This is a genomic window from Larkinella sp., assembly GCF_965227735.1.
GTDB lineage: Bacteria > Bacteroidota > Bacteroidia > Cytophagales > Spirosomataceae > Larkinella.
The window spans coordinates 7,142,276-7,160,054 of sequence record NZ_OZ245776.1 but is presented as its reverse complement, the minus strand read 5'-3'; the positions used below and the strand labels follow the sequence as shown (position 1 = coordinate 7,160,054).

The window sequence follows — 17,779 nt, the reverse complement described above, 5'->3', positions numbered from 1 at the left end:
TTCGATATTCGATTCGGTTTACAACGGAATATTCCCGTGTTTTTTCTTCGGCAAGGTCGCCACTTTGTTTTCCAGCATCTGAAACGCCCGGATCAGTTTCTGTCGGGTTTGCCCGGGGTAAATCACCTCATCGATGTAGCCCCGGTGTGCTGCCCGGTAGGGGTTGGCAAACTTGGTGGTGTAGTCCAGGACTTTCTCCTGTAATTTTGCCTGCGGGTCGGCGGCTTCGGCAATTTCGCGTTTGAAAATAATCTCGGCGGCCCCGCTTGCGCCCATGACGGCAATCTCGGCGGTCGGCCAGGCGTAGTTCATGTCGGCCCCGATGTGCTTGGAATTCATCACGTCGTAGGCCCCGCCGTAGGCTTTGCGGGTGATCACCGTCACGCGCGGAACCGTCGCTTCGCAGAAGGCATAAAGCAGTTTCGCGCCGTTCGTAATGATGGCATTCCACTCCTGGTCGGTGCCGGGCAAAAAACCGGGAACGTCTTCCAGCACCAGCAGCGGAATGTTAAAACTATCGCAAAACCGCACAAACCGGGCGGCTTTGGTGCTGGCGTCGATGTCCAGAACCCCCGCCAGAATCGCCGGTTGATTCCCGACGACGCCAATGCTGCGCCCCGCCAGCCGGGCAAAACCGACGACAATGTTTTCGGCAAACGCCTTATGCACTTCAAAAAAGCTGCTGGCATCCACGATTTCCTCGATCACCTCGCGCATATCGTACGGCTGATTCGGGTTTTCGGGAATGATCGCGTTCAGTTTCGGGCGGTTTTCGTCCGCCGGTTCATACGGCAACCGAATCGGGTCGTCCTCACAGTTTTGCGGAACGTAACTCAACAGTTTTTTGATGTACTGAATACACTCCAGTTCGTTGGCGCAGGCAAAATGCGTGACCCCGGATTTCGTGCTGTGTGTGCTCGCTCCGCCCAGTTCCTCCGCCGTCACGGTTTCGTGGGTCACGGTTTTCACCACGTTCGGCCCGGTCACGAACATGTAGGACGTGTTTTCGACCATCAGAATAAAATCCGTGATGGCCGGTGAATAAACTGCCCCGCCCGCGCACGGCCCCATTACGGCCGAAATCTGGGGAACGACGCCGGATGCCAGCGTATTGCGGTAAAAAATATCGGCATAACCGGCCAGCGACAACACGCCCTCCTGAATCCGGGCGCCCCCCGAATCGTTCAATCCGACCACCGGAGCGCCGTTTTTCATGGCCAGATCCATGATCTTGCAAATTTTCTCGGCGTGGGTTTCGGACAGGGCTCCACCGAAAACCGTAAAATCCTGCGCAAAAACGTAGGTCAGTCGCCCGTGGATGGTGCCGTAACCCGTCACCACACCGTCGCCGAGGTAGTGTTCCTTGTCGAGCCCGAAATCGCGGGTGCGGTGCATGACGAACTTGCCGATTTCCTCGAACGAACCTTCGTCGACCAACAGGGCAATGCGCTCGCGGGCGGTCAGTTTCCCCTTTTTATGCTGGGCATCGATGCGCTTCTGGCCCCCGCCCTGCTCGGCTTCGGCATTTTTGTGATCAAGAATTTCGGTTTTGGCTGACTTAATTTCTGCGTCCATGCACGGGCTGAATTGAATGTATAGCGACAAAAATAATTTTTATTACGGAATCCAACGTTTTTATCCGAATTTGAATCCTTGTTGCAAAAACCTGCACCTTCCATGAAACACCTCTTCCCTCCTCTCTGCCTTCGCCGATTGCTGAGCCCGCTGCTGCTGCTGGCGGTTTTCGGCTGCGAAATCAACCGCGAAAGTGATACCGACCGAACGTTCCAGGCCCTTCGCCCGGTGTATGCTACGTATGAAGAAATCCGCACGATCCAGACCCTGGCGCCCCAACCGCTGAAAAATCCCGGCAAAATTTACATCAAAGGCGGGTATTTGTTCATCAACGAACCGGGAAAAGGAATTCACATTGTCGACAACAGTGATCCGGCCAATCCCAAAAAACTGGCTTTCGTTTCGGTTCCCGCAAACGTCGACATGGCCGTAAAGGATAATGTGCTCTACGTCGACAATGCCGTCGATCTGGTTGCCCTCGACATCACCGATCCCCGGAAGGTAACGGTTTTAAAGCGAATAAAAGACGCTTACCCTTATCCGTTGTATCCACAACAACGTGGGGTGCAGTTTGAATGCGCCAATCCCGAAAAGGGCGTGGTCGTTCGCTGGGAAACCGCCCAACTTACCGATCCAAAATGTTACCGTTAACATCCTGCACCATGAAAAATCCTCTACTTTTTATACTGATCGGACTGACTACTCTGGCCGGTTGTTCCGAAATGGGAAGCAAAGACGGTGCTTCCGTCAGTCCCAATGGCGGCAGCGGAACGGGCGGTTCGATGGCCCGGTTTGCCGTTGCGGGCAATTTCCTGTATGTCGTCAATCAACATAGTTTGCAGGTATACGATGTGCAAAAAAGTGCCGACCCAAACAGTCTGAGCAAGGTATCGCTCGGTTTTGGCGTCGAAACGATTTTTCCGTACAACAACCACCTGTTCATCGGAACACAAACGGGAATGTACATCATGAACCTGGAAAATCCGGCTAAACCGCAGCAAACCGCTTTGTACCGGCACATTTTTAGTTGCGATCCGGTGGTTGCCCAGGGTAATTACGCGTATGTCACTCTCCGCAGCGGAACCTCCTGCAATACCGGCCCCAACCGCCTGGAGGTGGTGGACATCTCAAATCTGGCAAATCCGGTGCAGGTCCATTCAATTTCGATGACGAACCCACACGGCCTGGGCATCGACGGCAATCTGCTGTTCGTTTGCGAAGGCGATGCCGGTTTGAAAGTCTTCGACGCCAGCGATCCGGTGAAGCTGAAACTGATCAAAACATTCGAGGATATTCGTTCCTACGACGTGATCCCGAACCGTTCGGTGCTGATCGTCACCGGAAAAGACGGTATTTTTCAATACCGCTATGGTGCGTCCCAACAACTGACGCTGCTCAGTACATTACCAGTCGAGAACTGATGAAATACCGTTTTCTGCCTGTTTTCGTCGGTTTGTTCTGGCTTCCGCTGAGCGCTTTGGCTCAGTCGTTGCTGCTGCCCGATACGCTCACACCGGTCCTGAATCACCCTCCGCGCTGGGTGGTCAAGTTTGCGCCATTGGCTTTGTTCGATCTGGACAATACGGTTCAGTTCGGTGCCGAGCGGCTTTTTGGCGGGCGACACACCGTTCAGGCGGAGTTTGGCTACGGCTGGAAGGCCATCAACCTGTATCCAGATCGCCGGGACGACTTCGAGAATTTTGAAGTCTGGCGTGGCCGCGCCGAGTGGCGACGGTATTCCGGCCGGTACCGGAGTTACCGCCGACCGCATTTCGCCACCCCGCCCATCGGCCGGTATTTTGCGATCGAAACGTTTTTCAAACAACGCACGGTTCTGGAAAACACATCCGTTGGCCGGGAATGCGTCGACGGCACCTGTGCCTATTTCGAACGCGGCACCTTCCCGATGTACCGAACGGTTTGGGGCGTTCATGGCAAGTTCGGGCGTCAGTATGTGCTCACGATGCCGGGCGACAACCGTCTGCTGCTGGATTTTTTTGTCGGTTTGGGCTTCCGAAATGTCAGTCCGTATCGCTTCACGAATTCAACCAACGACGATGTCATTACGCCCAACACGTTCAGCACCTGGAATACCCGCCAGGGCGGCTTGTTCCCGAGTGCGACGCTGGGCCTGAAGTTGGGTTATGTCTTGTAAGAAGTTATTTGAATTAAGGTCGGAGGCCTGTCCTGTCAATAGGCAATAGCATACATTAGTAGTGGTAGCTCCGGAGGAGCGGTCTAAAAATATCTTCAGGCCGCTCCTCCGGAGCTACCACTACTGATGTATGCTATTGCCTATTGACAGACCGCCCTTCCAGGGCTTTCCCCGATTAACTCAAAACAACTTGTGGTGGTAAGGTTTATTTGAGGGAATACGCTTTTACGGTATTGTGGAAAAAAGTAGGAACAAACAGCGTTTTGGTAGCTGGATTATACCCAATGTCAGCCGAGTTGATTTTCTCACTTGACGTGTCCAATTTTAGTTCGGTCGATCCATCCGCCTGAACGTGCCAAATCTTTCCACCCCACTCGGTGACGATATACTGCTTGTTTCCCAAAGCCACAATGCCATCGATACCACCCGATACTTTGGCGATCGTGCTCAGTTCCTTCGTTGTTGGATTCATGCTCAGCAAAGAACCGTCACCGTTGCCAATCAGCACCTGACCATTTTCTACGAGAAGACCGTTGGTGCCTTTGAGCGGAGCACCTTCCAGAACCAGACTGGTTTTTCCCCCGGTCAAAGCCCACACTTTGCCGTTGCCCGAGTCCGTGATGTAGACCACTCCCTTTTTGGCATCGACGGCAATATCATTAAGAAATTTGGCACCTTCGACGGGATAGCGGTTGAGAATTTTGCCGGTTGCCAGCGCGATTTCCACGACCTGGGTCATTTCGGTTACATACAGGTTATTCCCCAAAACGCCCATGCCTTTGGTAGAATTCAGGTTTTCGGTAAATTTCAACTGCATCACCTTGCCATCCAGGCCCACCTTGGCGATGTAGCTGCCTTTGTTATCCAGTGACGGACCACCATTGATGCAGGCCACGTACAATACTTTTTTGCCGGGTTCAAAGAAAACGCTCTCGGGTGTCCGCAGCGTCGTATCCGTTTCCCAAACGGGTGTCAGTTCGATTTTTTGCGCCTGAACGGACGAAACGGTATGTAATGATAAACCAAGCAGTGCGATAACGACTATTTTTTTCATACGGAACAAGGTTAGAATACGGAAAGAAAAACCAGTTGTTTAGAACGACCAGCTATACCCGGCCAATGTAAATAATTTCGGTCAATTATTCTCGCTTTTGCCCTGTTCCCGTATTGATGGCCCACTCAAAAGGCCGGTGCCGGACTTATACGCAACTGGACCCGGACGCTAAAAGCCCCGTAACAAAGTCCCCACGTTCTTGAGTTAAATAAAGTAACCGCCGAAATAAATGTTTCTAGCCCACTGCTTATTGATTTAAACAAAATAACCGCCGAATACCTAGTTTGGCTTACCAGCCCACTGCTTTAGCTGTGGGATATTGAAACGAAATCGAATCGTTCCGGAACCGTTTTAACGGTTTTCTGGCCGATAAACCGTTAAAACGGTTCCGGAAGCAAGGGAAACTTTCGCTTTATTACCCACAGCTAAAGCAGTGGGCTGGTAAGCCAAACTAGGTATTCGGCGGTTATTTTTAAAATCAACGAGGCCGGGCCGTCGAAACGGGAACCAGGCGATTTGGCTTGATCCCGCAAGAATTGTACTTTAGCAACCCGACGTGCAAGCGCTTCGTGAACTAAAGAACAGCCTTTGAAATCGCTTCTCCTGTTTTTCTTCTTTTTGATTCCAGGCATTGTCGTAGCCCAGCCGCCGGGCGGGCAGGCGGGTTTCGCTTTTCTAAACGTTCCGACCCACGCCCGCGTGGCCGCGCTGGGCGGACTGGCAGCATCCAATACCCAACCGGGCGCGCTATTTTTTCTCCAAAATCCGGCTTTGCTGGATTCGTCAGGTCGCAACCAACTGGCTATGACCTTTGTCCCCTATTTCGCCGACACCCGGTTTATCACGCTGCACTATGGTTTACCCATCAAAACCAAAGGCCAGTGGGCGGCCGGTTTGCAATATTTAACCTACGGCACCTTCGACCAGACGGATTTGCTGGGCAACCCTACCGGAACCTTCACGTCCAGTGATTACGCCCTGAGCCTGACGCACGCCCGAACAGAAGGTAATTTCACCCTCGGCGCAACGCTCAAAGCCGTCGGTTCATCCATCGAAACTTATTCGGCGTTTGCGGTTTTGTTCGACGTCGGCGGAACGTGGCGTCACCCCAAAAAAGAACTCACCTTGGGTTTAGTGGCTAAGAATGCCGGTTTTCGACTGAAAACGGATTTACCCGGGCAATCGCCGGATTTGCCGTTCGATTTACAGGCTGGTGTGACGGTAAAACCGGAGCATTTGCCCATCCGGGCGACCCTGACGGCCCACCATCTTCACCAGTTCGACATCGTTTACAACGACCCGGCCCTGAACGTGACCTACGACCTGAACGGCAATCCGGTTCCGAAGAAAACCGCCCTTCCTGAAAAAATCCTGCGGCACCTGGCGGTTGGACTGGAGTTTCTGATTCACCGGAATGTCAACCTGCTGGCGGGCTACAATCATTTGCGCCGACAGGAAGCGAAGCTGGCAACGGGTTCGGGAGCCGCCGGGTTGTCGTTCGGCGTTGCGGTTCAGGCCAAAGGGTTTCAGTTGACCTATGCCCGCGCCCTGGCAACGCCGGTGGTGGGTGGTAGCAGTCATTTGTCCTTTTCGATAAACTTAAATCGCATCTTGCCAAAAAAATGACCAAATCCCCGTACAAATTTCAGTTTCCTACGTTTCTTTGTAAGAACAGAGGGCATGGGATACCGGGCAAAGGGCAATCAACAGTCGACATCCTTTACCCCGTTTCCCATGCCCTCTGCATCATGCAACTACCTTACGAATGACGACACAGGAACTGAAAGATTTAACCCCCCGGCAGATTGTTGCGGAACTGGATCAATACATTATTGGTCAGCACGATGCGAAACGATACGTCTCCATCGCCCTCCGCAACCGCTGGCGACGCATGAACAGTACGCCCGAAATGCAGCAGGAAATTACACCCAATAATATCCTGATGATTGGGGCCACGGGCGTCGGAAAGACCGAGATTGCCCGGCGGCTGGCCAAAATCGCCGACGCACCGTTTACCAAAGTCGAAGCCTCGAAATTTACCGAAGTGGGGTATGTAGGCCGGGATGTCGAGAGCATGGTGCGCGACCTGGTCGAACAGTCGGTCAGTATGGTGAAAGCCGCCAAAAAAGAGCAGGTGAAAACCCGTGCGCTGCAAATTGTCGAAGACATGATTCTCGACATTCTGATTCCGCCCATCAAACAACCGTCCGGTTTTATGCTGGACGAGCCGAACGATAAGAATGATATTCCCGACACGGACGCCGAACTGAACGAGCGGACCCGTGAGCGGTTTCGGGAAAAAATCCGCAAGGGTGAGATGGACGAGCGGAAAATCGAGATCGATGTGCAGCAGAATGCAGCCCCCAACATCGGCATGATCGGCGGAACGGTGGATGAACTGTCGATGATGAACATCCAGGAAATGATTGGTGGCATGATGCCCCGGCGCGGTAAAAAACGCAAGGTGACCATTGCCGAAGCCAAGAAAATCATGCTGGAAGAAGAAGCCGCCAAACTCATCGACATGGACGAGGTGAAGGACGAAGCCATCCGCAAAGCCGAAAATACCGGGATTATTTTCATCGACGAAATCGACAAAATTGCCACCAGCCGGGGCAGCGGTTCGGGCGGGCCGGACGTGAGCCGCGAGGGTGTGCAGCGCGACATGCTGCCGATTGTGGAAGGAACGACGGTCAACACCAAATACGGCAGCATCAACACCGACCACATTCTGTTCGTGGCCGCCGGGGCGTTTCACGTTTCAAAACCGTCGGATCTGATTCCGGAGTTACAGGGGCGTTTCCCGATTCGGGTGGAGTTGCAGAGTTTGTCGGAAGATGATTTTTTCCAGATTCTGAAAGCCCCGAAAAATGCGTTGACGAAGCAATACGTCGCCATGATGGAATCGGAGCAGGTCGAGTTGACCTTCGACGAAGACTCTCTGCGCGAAATTGCCAGGATCGCGTTTCAGGTCAATTCCGAAGTCGAAAACATTGGTGCCCGCCGTCTCCAGACCGTCATGAGCCATTTGCTAAACGATTTCATGTTCGACATTCCGGACGTCATTGGTGCGGGTTCTAAAGTAGTTATTACGAAAGAAATGGTTTCTGAAAAACTCAACGAACTGGTGAAAAACCGGGATTTGAGCCAGTTTATTTTGTAAGCTATTTATGGAATATCGTCTGTGTGTACGTTAAACCGCCATTTCCGCCCTCATGGGGATGGCGGTTTTATCGTTTACGCTTCAGTAGGTGCAAACAAGTCATTCACTCGGATCGAAAAATCGGGTAAAACCGGGGCGGCTGAACAGACATCACTTTCCAGGCAAATGGTGACGTGTTTGCGGGATGTATAGACGTAGACGACCTCCGATTCCGGAAAAATATTCCAGACCACCTGCACACCTGCCTTGAAGTATTCGGCAATTTTTTCCTCAATTCGATAGGCCTGGTCGGTTTCAGACAGCACCTCGACGACAAAAGCCGGGATGACATCCTCGCCTTTCCGGCCCTGTTCAACTTGCGAATCCGTAAAATAAGCGATATTGGGTCGGCGCATTTGAAAAGCGGTTAGCATGACGTCGGGTTCAGCTATAAATGTTCCTGTCTGATGATATCCTTTTTCATAGAAAAGTTTACTCAGGATGTTATAGATAAAATATTGCTTTTTCTTCATACCAGAAAATCGGATCATTTCCCCATCTTTCCATTCATATTTATACCCATCGACGGGTTCCCACGTCAGGAATTCATCGAATGTCTGCGGAAATGCCGGAGCTGTAGTGTGTTGCATGGCGATTTTCATTTGAGCGAATATAATCAAAACGCCAAAAATCCGCCCGGCCTTTTTTACTTTTGTTCATACAACTTTATACCCATCCCTTAAAGGTCCAGATTCCGCGATGAAAACCGATCGATTAACGCTTGTTTCACTCGGTTATCTCTATGTCCCGGTTTGCCTGTTTCTGGCTTTCTGGATCATTCCCCTGCTGGCCTTTCCACTGTCGGCTCTGATTGCGCTGGGCGTCTGGCAATTTGTTCGCCAGCCGGTTTTTTCAGCCGAAGAGCCTGTACACTTTTCCCGAACCGAATGGCTGATTCTGGCAACGGGTGCCTTGTTCTGGACGTGGGTGAGCGGCATTGGTGCCTTCGTGCCGCAGTATGGCGATTACGACAAACACAATCTGCTTTTTCACGACCTCATCACTCGCCCGTGGCCGGTTTTGTACCAGAATCCGCGTCTCGACGATCCGTTTTTGTGTTACTACTTTGCTTATTATCTGCCCACGGCAACCATTGCCAAAATTGCTTATCTGTCATTTCAATCGGCGGAATGGGTGTCTTTCCTGTGGGGCTGGGTGGGCATACTGCTGGCATTGAGTTGGGCGGCCCGGTTGAGCAAACCGCTCAGGGCCTGGATTGCCGTTGGCTTGCCGTTTCTGTCCGGTGTCGAAGTAGCAATCCGGTTATTCTGGTCCTTAGTCATTGATTTTAAGTGGGATGCCGCCCGTTGGCTCACCGCCGTTTTTACCAATCAGGTTCCGGGCTACACCCGCTACGAAACACCCCGACTGGCGTTCAGCAACCACAACTGGGCGCAGAGCCTCGACCCCGCTCCCCTCGTCATGCAGTTGCAGGCGGTTCCGCAACATGCCCTCGGCGGCTGGATTGCCATGGGCCTGATCGTTTATGGGCAACGCCGGAAGGCCGCGCCCGTTTCCCTGGCTTTTGTCGCTGCGGCCACCCTGTTGTGGTCGCCTTTTGTGAGCATTGGACTGGGTTTATGGTTGTTGTTTACGCAACGCAAGGTGTTTATGATTTCGGCCTGGTGGCAACCGGTTTTTCTGGTCAATTGTCTGGCAATATGCGCGCTTCTGGGTTTCTTTTACCAGGCTCATGCGCCGATACCGTATGCCGGTTTTCTGGTCGAAGCATTCAATAAACCCGCCGATGTGCTTTTGTACGTTCTGTTCTGGGGGTTGCAACTCTGGGTGGGCATTTTCCTGTACCGCTGGTATAACCGGCAATCGAACGAAAACACGGTTTGGGTAAACGTGGCTTTCACAGCCGCTGTTTCCATTCAACTTCTCAGTTTGATCTACATGGGACGCTGGAACGACTTTCAGAACCGCACGATGATTCCGGCGCAATTCGTTTATTATCTGGCCCTTGCCAACGGACTGGTGCATTGGTACCGGTCTTCAAAACGAACAACGGCCGGTTGGGTTTTTGCTGTCTGGGTCATGATCGGGCTGTATGTGCCGCTGCGGGTTCTGGCCTACAAGATCTGGTCGATTCACGTTCCACAACCCATTGACCGTTCGATGGCCAACGCCACCACCAATTTCGGAGAACCGGACATGAGCCGGATGAAACCGCACGAAGCCATCGATGCCGATGCGGATTATGCCCTCCAGTATGTCGGAGAAAGGGAGTCTTTTTTTTACCGGTATTTACTTCGGAAGTAATGGATTACCGCTTTCTGCCGAAGCGTTTCCAATAGCCGCCTTCCTGCGGGGGAAAATAACAGTCGGTCGGGTTTTTGGGTCCCCGGCGAAAGAGTGGAATGGTGGCTCCGGCATAAAAATTCGCCCCGCGCGGATTACCGATGTTGGCCAGTCCGCCCAGGTGATCGGTGCCGGCAAAAACCGGTCCCGCCCGCAATGCCAGCCCGATCGTCGGCATCGAATAATTGTCCTGCAAGGCCACCGGCATCGACACTTCGGCCCAACGGCTCTCCCACCGGGGAACCACGGCTACCATCGAGGGCGCAATCATGGCGACAGCGTTGGACGGCACCAGACTCTGGGTCCACAAAAGTCCGACATACAGGTTATTTTTCACCTGATAATCAGCACTCACATTCAGGGCTGTTGGCAATCCGGAGCGATACGAGGTCGTCTTTTCCATCAGCGGCAACATCAACGTATTCACGATTCGCTGGTTAATGGCATCAGGCGATTTGGCCCCCTCGAAGGTCGTGTTGGTGATGAGTTTGTTGGTTACCGAAACCGGATATAGATTTACGATCTCCGGGTTACTGAACCGGATGCCCCCCAGATCGACCAGCGAAGCCGAGATGCGATAGAGGTATTTGTTTTTGGTTGGATCCCGGCGGAGTTCTCCCTTTTCCCGATACGTATACTTGCGGAAGTTCGGACGGTATTCGTAGGTCATGCCGAGGTCGAATCCCCAGCCACCACCGGCCGACTGTTTCCCAAACAACCAGCCCGGCGAAAAGCCCGCCCGTTGAAAGGCCAGTTCGCTGGTGTAGCCATAGACGCCGTTGAACTGGCGGATGCGCAGGGCCTGAAACCCGGAGAGACTGGGATCCCGAACTATCTGGTGGGTTCCATCGTCGACCCGAACGTGGGCATTGTAAAAGCCCACCTCCCGCTTGACAGTCACCCCCGCCTTCAAAAACCGGTCGTCGTTATCGAAAATAACCGCCCCGAACGTCGCGGCCAGTTCGCCATAGCCGTTAACGTTGGCCATGCCGTGCTGGTTTTCGTTCAGAACCCGTTGAAGTTCAACAATCTGCGTACCGTATAACATCAGCCGGGCAGTGGCCTCCGATGTGTTGCGGTAGGTGACCGCCGTTCTGACCCGCGTCGAAAGGGCAATGCCAAACCGGTCGTTCAGGGTGATGAGCGCCGACGGCCCCCGGACTTCCCCCCCAAATGATAAGCGCTTGTCGCGGCCATTTAACTGCTCTTTGAGGTAACCGGTTCGGCCCAGGCTCTTCCCCCGCTCACTCCGGTATTGGTCCGGAATTTGTCCGGTCATGTAGCGCACCACCGAAAAAGGGGCCACCCAACGCACGTGATTGTTGGAAGCATACAGATCGACGGATGCCAGATTCAGGTAAAACCGGTAGCGCGAATCGGCGGCTTCCGACGGGTGACGATAGATGGACTGGGTTCCTCCGTAATTGCTGTTGGCAATTCCCATTAGGTATTGGCTACTGCCCGGAATCGAAATTCCCAGAATTGCCAACGTTGCGAGTAGTCGACCGTATCTCTCTCTCATTCAACTAATAATAGACATGATTCAAACTTTTTATGCGTTGTTGAGCCTTTAAAGATACAGGATGTTTACGGAAATGAAGAGAGAGTTACTGAACGGTAAAACCGGAATTGATTCACCGAAATAAATAATAAACTATCTCCTTTCAACGCCAACCATATATAATTTTGTATATTATTGCAATTTTAAGGGTTTATTCGCCAAAATCACCAACCCACCTATGCAATTTCAATCGCAGTCACAAGGAAACCAAACACAGTCGCAAGCGCAGGGAAATTCTTTCTCATTCACTGACTATCAGACGGATAATTTTTTTGATGAAATGTTTACGGCCGACGGTCAGGTTCGTTCCGGCTACGAACAGTTTAAACAGCGGGTGGAGCAGTTGAGCCGTGAAGATGTCATTTCCCGTCAACATGCGGCCGAGCGGGCGCTGATGTCGATGGGGATTACCTTCAACGTTTATTCGGAAGGAGAAGGAACCGAACGCATCATGCCCATCGACATCATTCCGCGCGTGATTCCGTCGGAAGAATGGAACCGGGTGGAACGCGGACTGATTCAGCGCATCCAGGCGATTAACATGTTCATTCACGACGTTTACAACGATCAGCACATTCTGAACGATAACATAGTGCCGCGCGACCTGATCGAGTCGAGCAAGTGTTTTCTCCCGGCCTGCATGGGCCTCAAACCGCCGAAAGATATCTGGTGTCACATTACCGGAACCGACCTGATTCGGGGCGAAGACGGGGAATTTATGGTGCTGGAAGACAACCTCCGCTGTCCGTCGGGCGTGTCATACATGCTCGAAAACCGGGAGTTGTCGAAACAGACGTTTCCCGAAGTGCTGGCCCGCACGGGCGTCCGGCCGGTTTCCGATTATCCGACCCGCCTGCTGCAATTGCTGCAACACATTGCCGACCGCCCCGATCCTACGGTGGTGGTGCTAACCCCCGGTATTTATAATTCCGCTTATTTCGAGCATTCGTACCTGGCCCAGCAAATGGGCGTTGAACTGGTCGACTCCCGCGATCTGGTGGTTTCGGGCGGTTATGTCAAAATGCGCACCACGAAGGGTTTCCAGACGGTGGATGTGATCTACCGCCGGATCGACGACACGTTCCTGGACCCGCACGTTTTCAATCCGGAATCGCTGATTGGCATACCGGGCATCTTCGAAGTGTACAAAAAAGGGCGCGTGGCGCTGGCCAATGCGCCCGGAACCGGTGTGGCCGACGACAAGGTGATTTATGCCTACGTGCCGCGCATCATCAAATATTACCTGGGCGAAGAAGCCATCATTCCGAACGTGAAAACCTACATTTGCCGGGAGGAGGAAGATTGCAAATACGTCATGGAAAACATCGAGCAACTGGTGGTGAAAGAAGCCAACGAAGCCGGTGGCTACGGTATGCTGATCGGCCCGAAAGCGACGAAAGCCGACCACAAGCTGTTCCGGAAAAAGATTAAGGAAAACCCCCGCAACTACATTGCCCAGCCGACGATTTCGCTTTCCCGCGTTCCGACCATCGTGGGCGATCACACGGAAGGCCGCCACGTCGATTTCCGGCCCTACATCCTCTACGGCGACGGCATCAACGTGATTCCCGGCGGACTTACCCGCGTGGCCCTGCGCAAAGGGTCGCTGGTGGTCAACTCGTCGCAGGGCGGGGGTGGAAAGGATACCTGGGTTTTATACTAGTCAAGAATAAATCCGTAAGAGTGATGCGTTAAGAATGTAGTGTTTACTGATGAATGCGTCAGCTAACTCATCACTCTTAACGCATAACTCTTACCTTTGCATCCTGTATGCAAGCACCTACGACGCCCATTCTCTCCATCATCCTGGTCAATTACAAAACCCCGCACCTCATTGTCGACTGCCTTCATTCGGTTGAAAAACACACTTCCGGACTCACCTACGAGGTTCTGGTAGTCAATAATGACCCGGACCCTTCCGGCCAGGCGGTTGTTTTGAACGCCTTTCCCACCACCCGCTGGATCGAAATGGGGTATAACGCCGGTTTCTCCCGCGCCAACAACCGGGGCATCGCCGAGTCTAAAGGCCGGCTGGTTCTGTTGCTCAATTCGGATACGCTGCTGATCGACAACGTGCTGAAACGCTGCGCCGACCTGCTCGACAGCCGCCCGGAAGTGGCCGCGGTTGGTCCCATGCAGATTACGCGCGACGGCAAGGTACACACCGAAGCCTACGACGGGTTTTCCCAACTGCGCCGGTATTTTTACATTGTTCCCGGTTCCGGTTTTTTCAAAAAGCTGCTTCATCGTCTGCTGCCCGACAACCATTATACGGATCCGAACGAAGTGGACTGGCTCATTGGCTCCTTCATTATGACCCGGCGGGAAACGATTCAGAAAGCCGGGATGCTGGACGATAACTTTTTCATGTATGCCGAAGACGTGGAGTGGTGTTACCGGCTGGGCAAACAGGGCAAAATGCTGCTCCTCCGCGATGCGTTCTACATTCACCTCGAATATGGCAGCAGCACCGATTATCAGGAACGGAAGGTGACACACATCAACCGCTTCAAACCGCAGATGCACGTTTCCAATTTGCTCTGGGTACGGAAACAATATGGCTTGGGGGCTTACCTGGTCCTGATTCTGCACTACCTGACCCTGATTCCCATGATTTTTGGCTGGAAAATCGTCGTTAATCTGCTCAAACGACGCGCCCCCTTTTCGGAATTGGAAAACCAGCGGGAATTTGCCCGGCATGTGGGTATTTTCCTGCGCTTTTTCTGGAAAACCGTCTTTAATCAAAAGGGATTTTATAAAATTTAAATGCCCCGAAATCCCCTGAAAGGGACTCAGAAACTACTACATCGGATGGATAAAGTCCACTTCAGGGGATTTTGGGGTAAAGCCGCCTGTCGAAACCCGTCAACTCCCAAACTTTATTGCTATAATTGTCCCCGGTGGCCGAAAACCGTATACACAACCCAGGCACTTGTACGTTCTTGTAGGTATAGAAATGAATTGGTTATGAAAACATATTTCCTCACGTTTTTGTGGGTCTTGTTGCTGGGAATCCTGGCAATCTCTGAAACGCAGGCCACGCACTTGCGGGCCGGCGAAATTACCACCCGCCGTATTTCCAGTACCTCCCTGACGTATGAAGTTACGATGACCACCTACCACGATGAAATCGGGGGACGGACGGCGAGTGACCAGCAGGATCCCTCCTATTTTTGTTTTGGAATCGGAAATGCCGTGGCCGTTCCCCGCCGAAGCCGGACGATCATCAACCGGGCCACCACCGCCAATACCTACGTTGCAACTTATACCTATCCGGGACCGGGTACTTACAAGATTACCTGTACGATTACGAACCGCAACGAAAACGTCCGGAACATTCCGTCTTCCATTCAAACCAGCTTTCAACTCCAGACGACCATCGTCGTCAATGCCGCTCTGGGCCTGAACAGTACGCCGGTTTTGCTGAACCCGCCACTGGATTCTGCCCGCATCGGCCAGAAATGGTGCCACAATCCGGCGGCTTTCGATGCCGACGGGGATAGCCTGGCCTACCGGCTTTACGTTCCTTCCGGACGAATTGCCGATGAACAGGGTAACTGTACGCTCAGACCTGTAGCTGGTTATTCCGATCCAACGGCCATCGGTGTCAACCGAATAAACGAAGCCGGAACCGGTCCGGCTACCCTGACGGTCAATGCCATAACCGGTGATGTCTGCTGGGACGCACCCGCCGAACAGGGCCAGTACAACATTGCTTTTATCGTGGAGGAATGGCGGGATGGCGTCAAAATCGGGGAGATCATCCGTGACATGCAGATCATCGTTACGCCCTCTACCAACCGACGGCCTGCCATCGTGGTACCGCCCGATCTGTGCGTCGAAGCCGGGACGCTTATCCAGCAAGCCATAACCGCTACCGATCCCGATAACAACCGTCTGGAGCTTTCGGCCTACGGTGGTCCTTTCAACGTGGGTCCCGACGGAACAACGCCGATCAACATCATATCTCCTCAATACGCCACTTTTGCGCCAAAAACCGCCCAGAACTCGCCGGCTTCCGGTACGTTCCGCTGGCAAACCAGTTGCGCCCATGTCCGCGCCGAACCCTATGATGTCGTTTTTCGAGTGGTCGATCTACCCCGAACCGCCGGGCAAACCCAGTTGGCCACCCTGGAGTCGTTCCGCATCAAGATTTATGCGCCCCAACCCCAGAACCTTACGGCCCGGCCAGCCGCCGATGCGGCCGGAAGAGCTATTCTGCTCAACTGGGCCGCCTACTCCTGTGCTGCCTCGCTGCCTGCCAACACGAAAATGGCCATTTATCGCAAGATAGGCTGTGAAAACACCTCATTCGATCCGTGCAGCGACCCCGGTCAACTGGAAGCCAGTGGCTATGTCCGGGTCGATACCGTGGGCATCAACCAGACTTCGTATACCGATAACAACAACAACCAGGGTCTGCAGCGGGGGGTACAGTACAGCTACCGAATCATTGTCCTGCTGCCCCGTCCCAACAACGGGCAAAGCGTCATTTCCCAGCAGGTTTGTGTGAATTTACCGCAGCAGGTCCCCCTGATTACGCACGTTACGGTCGACAGTACCTTCGATACGCGGGGGGTGATCACCGTCCGCTGGACCCGCCCTCCCGGCATCAACCCCAACGACGGCACCGGCCCGTTCCAATACCGCCTGTTCCGGGCCACCGGACTTACCGGCACCAATTTTACCCAGATTGCCGCCATCAACACCACCCTGCAATCTGCCATTGTGGATACGGTTTATACCGACCGCGGACTGAATACCGTGGCCAACGCCTACCGGTATCGCATTGAGTTTTTCTACACCGATCCCGGTTCGGGGCAGTTGCAACGGCTCGATGTGACCGAGAACGCCAGTTCGGTCCGGCTGACGGCGACCCCCGGCGTCAGACGTGTTCAGCTCAACTGGCAGGCCAATGTGCCCTGGAGCAATGACAACAAACAGCACCGGGTGTATCGCAGCAAAACCGGCCCCAACGGCCCGTTCAACCTGGTGGCCGTTGTTCCGGTCACCACGGCCAATACCTATGCTTACCTCGACCAGGGAGCCGATACGTTCGCGGGCGATGGGGTTCAGCCGGTTACGATGTCGGTGGACAGTAGTTATTGCTACCGGGTCGAAACCGTTGGGCAATATGCAGCCCCGCTGACGACGATTCTGCTGAACAACTTCTCACAGGGCGTTTGTGCGTCGCCGATCGACACAACCCGCCCCTGTCCACCCCGGCTGGCTGTCGATACGCTCAACTGTTCTACGCTGACGCCCACCTCATTCTGCAACCAGACGACGTTTGCCAACAACCTGACGTGGCAAAATCCGACCACCGGCGATTGCGACCGCAACGTGGTGAAATACCGGATTTACTACAGTCCCTGTGAAGGCCAGGATCTCGTTTTAATCGACTCCGTCAATGCCCCACAGATGACCTATCGGCACGAGAATCTGACTTCCTTTGCGGGTTGTTATGAAGTTCGGGCGGTGAGTCGGAGCGGTCGGGAAAGCGCGGCTTCCAACCGGGTTTGCAAAGACAATTGCCCGTATCTGATGATGCCCAATGTATTTACGCCCAACGGCGATGGCCGAAATGATATTTTTCAGCCATCTCAATGCCCCCGGTTTATCGAGTCGGCGGAACTGACGGTGGTCAACCGCTGGGGGGTCAAAGTCTACCAGAGCAACGACCTCTCTATCCAATGGAACGGTAAGAATAATCAGGGAAAAGACGTGCCGGGTGGTGTGTATCTGTATCAGGTAACCGTAAAATACAAGCGGCTGAATTGTGCAGCCCCCGCCGAAATCGTCAAAGGCTGGGTCGAGCTCCTGCGCGAATCGGGGGCAAATTAATGGGGGATGTAGGATGGACCATTGACGGTTGACGATTGACCATTGACCATTGACCATAGATGGAAACATCTTTATTCCCCGGTC

Annotated in this window: 13 protein-coding genes; 9 read left to right on the top strand and 4 right to left on the bottom strand. The window is 53.3% G+C overall.

Annotated elements, in window-relative coordinates; translation table 11 throughout:
• Nucleotides 1–18: 18 nt before the first annotated feature.
• The gene (locus ACO064_RS28295; RefSeq protein WP_421830547.1) at nucleotides 19–1,575 is read right to left on the bottom strand and encodes an acyl-CoA carboxylase subunit beta; all 1,557 of its coding nucleotides are present in this window, start codon (nucleotides 1,573–1,575) and stop codon (nucleotides 19–21) included.
• Nucleotides 1,576–1,677: 102 nt separating this feature from the next.
• On the opposite strand from ACO064_RS28295, the gene ACO064_RS28290 reads away from it, so the two are divergent.
• Genes ACO064_RS28290 through ACO064_RS28280 form a run of 3 tightly spaced genes read left to right on the top strand, consistent with a single transcriptional unit; the run spans nucleotide 1,678 to nucleotide 3,730 of the window.
• Nucleotides 1,678–2,226 (top strand): hypothetical protein, encoded by a 549-nt coding sequence (locus ACO064_RS28290; RefSeq protein ID WP_421830546.1) that lies wholly within the window; start codon nucleotides 1,678–1,680, stop codon nucleotides 2,224–2,226.
• Nucleotides 2,227–2,237: 11 nt separating this feature from the next.
• A complete protein-coding gene (locus tag ACO064_RS28285) occupies nucleotides 2,238–2,996 on the top strand; it encodes an LVIVD repeat-containing protein (RefSeq protein ID WP_421830545.1) in 759 nt (252 codons plus the stop codon).
• Entirely contained in the window at nucleotides 2,996–3,730 is a 735-nt protein-coding gene (locus ACO064_RS28280; RefSeq protein WP_421830544.1) for a hypothetical protein, read from the top strand. Before ACO064_RS28285 ends, ACO064_RS28280 begins: the two co-directional genes overlap by 1 nt.
• A gap of 205 nt (nucleotides 3,731–3,935) precedes the next feature.
• On the opposite strand, the gene ACO064_RS28275 is transcribed toward ACO064_RS28280, so the two are convergent.
• Nucleotides 3,936–4,784, bottom strand: coding sequence for a hypothetical protein (locus tag ACO064_RS28275; RefSeq protein WP_421830543.1), 849 nt, complete (start codon nucleotides 4,782–4,784; stop codon nucleotides 3,936–3,938).
• A gap of 588 nt (nucleotides 4,785–5,372) precedes the next feature.
• Here ACO064_RS28275 and porQ point away from each other — a divergent pair.
• Nucleotides 5,373–6,410 (top strand): type IX secretion system protein PorQ, encoded by a 1,038-nt coding sequence (gene porQ, locus ACO064_RS28270; RefSeq protein WP_421830542.1) that lies wholly within the window; start codon nucleotides 5,373–5,375, stop codon nucleotides 6,408–6,410.
• A gap of 139 nt (nucleotides 6,411–6,549) precedes the next feature.
• Nucleotides 6,550–7,947, top strand: coding sequence for an ATP-dependent protease ATPase subunit HslU (hslU, locus tag ACO064_RS28265; RefSeq protein WP_421830541.1), 1,398 nt, complete (start codon nucleotides 6,550–6,552; stop codon nucleotides 7,945–7,947).
• Nucleotides 7,948–8,021: 74 nt separating this feature from the next.
• On the opposite strand, the gene ACO064_RS28260 is transcribed toward hslU, so the two are convergent.
• Nucleotides 8,022–8,576, bottom strand: coding sequence for a Uma2 family endonuclease (locus tag ACO064_RS28260; RefSeq protein WP_421830540.1), 555 nt, complete (start codon nucleotides 8,574–8,576; stop codon nucleotides 8,022–8,024).
• A 109-nt stretch (nucleotides 8,577–8,685) separates the two neighbouring features.
• Here ACO064_RS28260 and ACO064_RS28255 point away from each other — a divergent pair, with 109 nt between their 5' ends.
• Nucleotides 8,686–10,251: a hypothetical protein gene (locus ACO064_RS28255; RefSeq protein WP_421830539.1), complete on the top strand. Its 1,566-nt coding sequence runs from the start codon at nucleotides 8,686–8,688 to the stop codon at nucleotides 10,249–10,251.
• Nucleotides 10,252–10,255: 4 nt separating this feature from the next.
• On the opposite strand, the gene ACO064_RS28250 is transcribed toward ACO064_RS28255, so the two are convergent.
• Entirely contained in the window at nucleotides 10,256–11,779 is a 1,524-nt protein-coding gene (locus ACO064_RS28250; RefSeq protein ID WP_421830538.1) for a DUF5723 family protein, read from the bottom strand.
• A gap of 250 nt (nucleotides 11,780–12,029) precedes the next feature.
• Between ACO064_RS28250 and ACO064_RS28245 the strand changes: the two genes are divergently transcribed.
• The 3 genes from ACO064_RS28245 (at nucleotide 12,030) to ACO064_RS28235 (ending at nucleotide 17,695) form a co-directional block, all read left to right on the top strand.
• Nucleotides 12,030–13,514 (top strand): circularly permuted type 2 ATP-grasp protein, encoded by a 1,485-nt coding sequence (locus tag ACO064_RS28245; protein WP_421830537.1) that lies wholly within the window; start codon nucleotides 12,030–12,032, stop codon nucleotides 13,512–13,514.
• A gap of 107 nt (nucleotides 13,515–13,621) precedes the next feature.
• Nucleotides 13,622–14,617, top strand: coding sequence for a glycosyltransferase family 2 protein (locus ACO064_RS28240; protein WP_421830536.1), 996 nt, complete (start codon nucleotides 13,622–13,624; stop codon nucleotides 14,615–14,617).
• 201 nt (nucleotides 14,618–14,818) lie between these two features.
• Nucleotides 14,819–17,695 carry a gliding motility-associated C-terminal domain-containing protein gene (locus ACO064_RS28235; protein WP_421830535.1) on the top strand — a complete coding sequence of 959 codons (2,877 nt, stop codon included), beginning with the start codon at nucleotides 14,819–14,821 and terminating at the stop codon, nucleotides 17,693–17,695.
• The last annotated feature ends 84 nt before the right edge of the window (nucleotides 17,696–17,779 follow it).

What these genes read in the sequence shown, in the direction of transcription:
- ACO064_RS28240 (WP_421830536.1), top strand. Translation starts at nt 13,622, where the DNA reads ATGCAAGCACCTACGACGCCCATTCTCTCCATCATCCTGGTCAATTAC.
- ACO064_RS28255 (WP_421830539.1), top strand. Translation starts at nt 8,686, where the DNA reads ATGAAAACCGATCGATTAACGCTTGTTTCACTCGGTTATCTCTATGTC.
- ACO064_RS28285 (WP_421830545.1), top strand. Translation starts at nt 2,238, where the DNA reads ATGAAAAATCCTCTACTTTTTATACTGATCGGACTGACTACTCTGGCC.
- ACO064_RS28235 (WP_421830535.1), top strand. Translation starts at nt 14,819, where the DNA reads ATGAAAACATATTTCCTCACGTTTTTGTGGGTCTTGTTGCTGGGAATC.
- ACO064_RS28260 (WP_421830540.1), bottom strand. Translation starts at nt 8,576, where the DNA reads ATGCAACACACTACAGCTCCGGCATTTCCGCAGACATTCGATGAATTC.
- ACO064_RS28275 (WP_421830543.1), bottom strand. Translation starts at nt 4,784, where the DNA reads ATGAAAAAAATAGTCGTTATCGCACTGCTTGGTTTATCATTACATACC.
- ACO064_RS28290 (WP_421830546.1), top strand. Translation starts at nt 1,678, where the DNA reads ATGAAACACCTCTTCCCTCCTCTCTGCCTTCGCCGATTGCTGAGCCCG.
- ACO064_RS28295 (WP_421830547.1), bottom strand. Translation starts at nt 1,575, where the DNA reads ATGGACGCAGAAATTAAGTCAGCCAAAACCGAAATTCTTGATCACAAA.
- hslU (WP_421830541.1), top strand. Translation starts at nt 6,550, where the DNA reads ATGACGACACAGGAACTGAAAGATTTAACCCCCCGGCAGATTGTTGCG.
- ACO064_RS28245 (WP_421830537.1), top strand. Translation starts at nt 12,030, where the DNA reads ATGCAATTTCAATCGCAGTCACAAGGAAACCAAACACAGTCGCAAGCG.
- ACO064_RS28280 (WP_421830544.1), top strand. Translation starts at nt 2,996, where the DNA reads ATGAAATACCGTTTTCTGCCTGTTTTCGTCGGTTTGTTCTGGCTTCCG.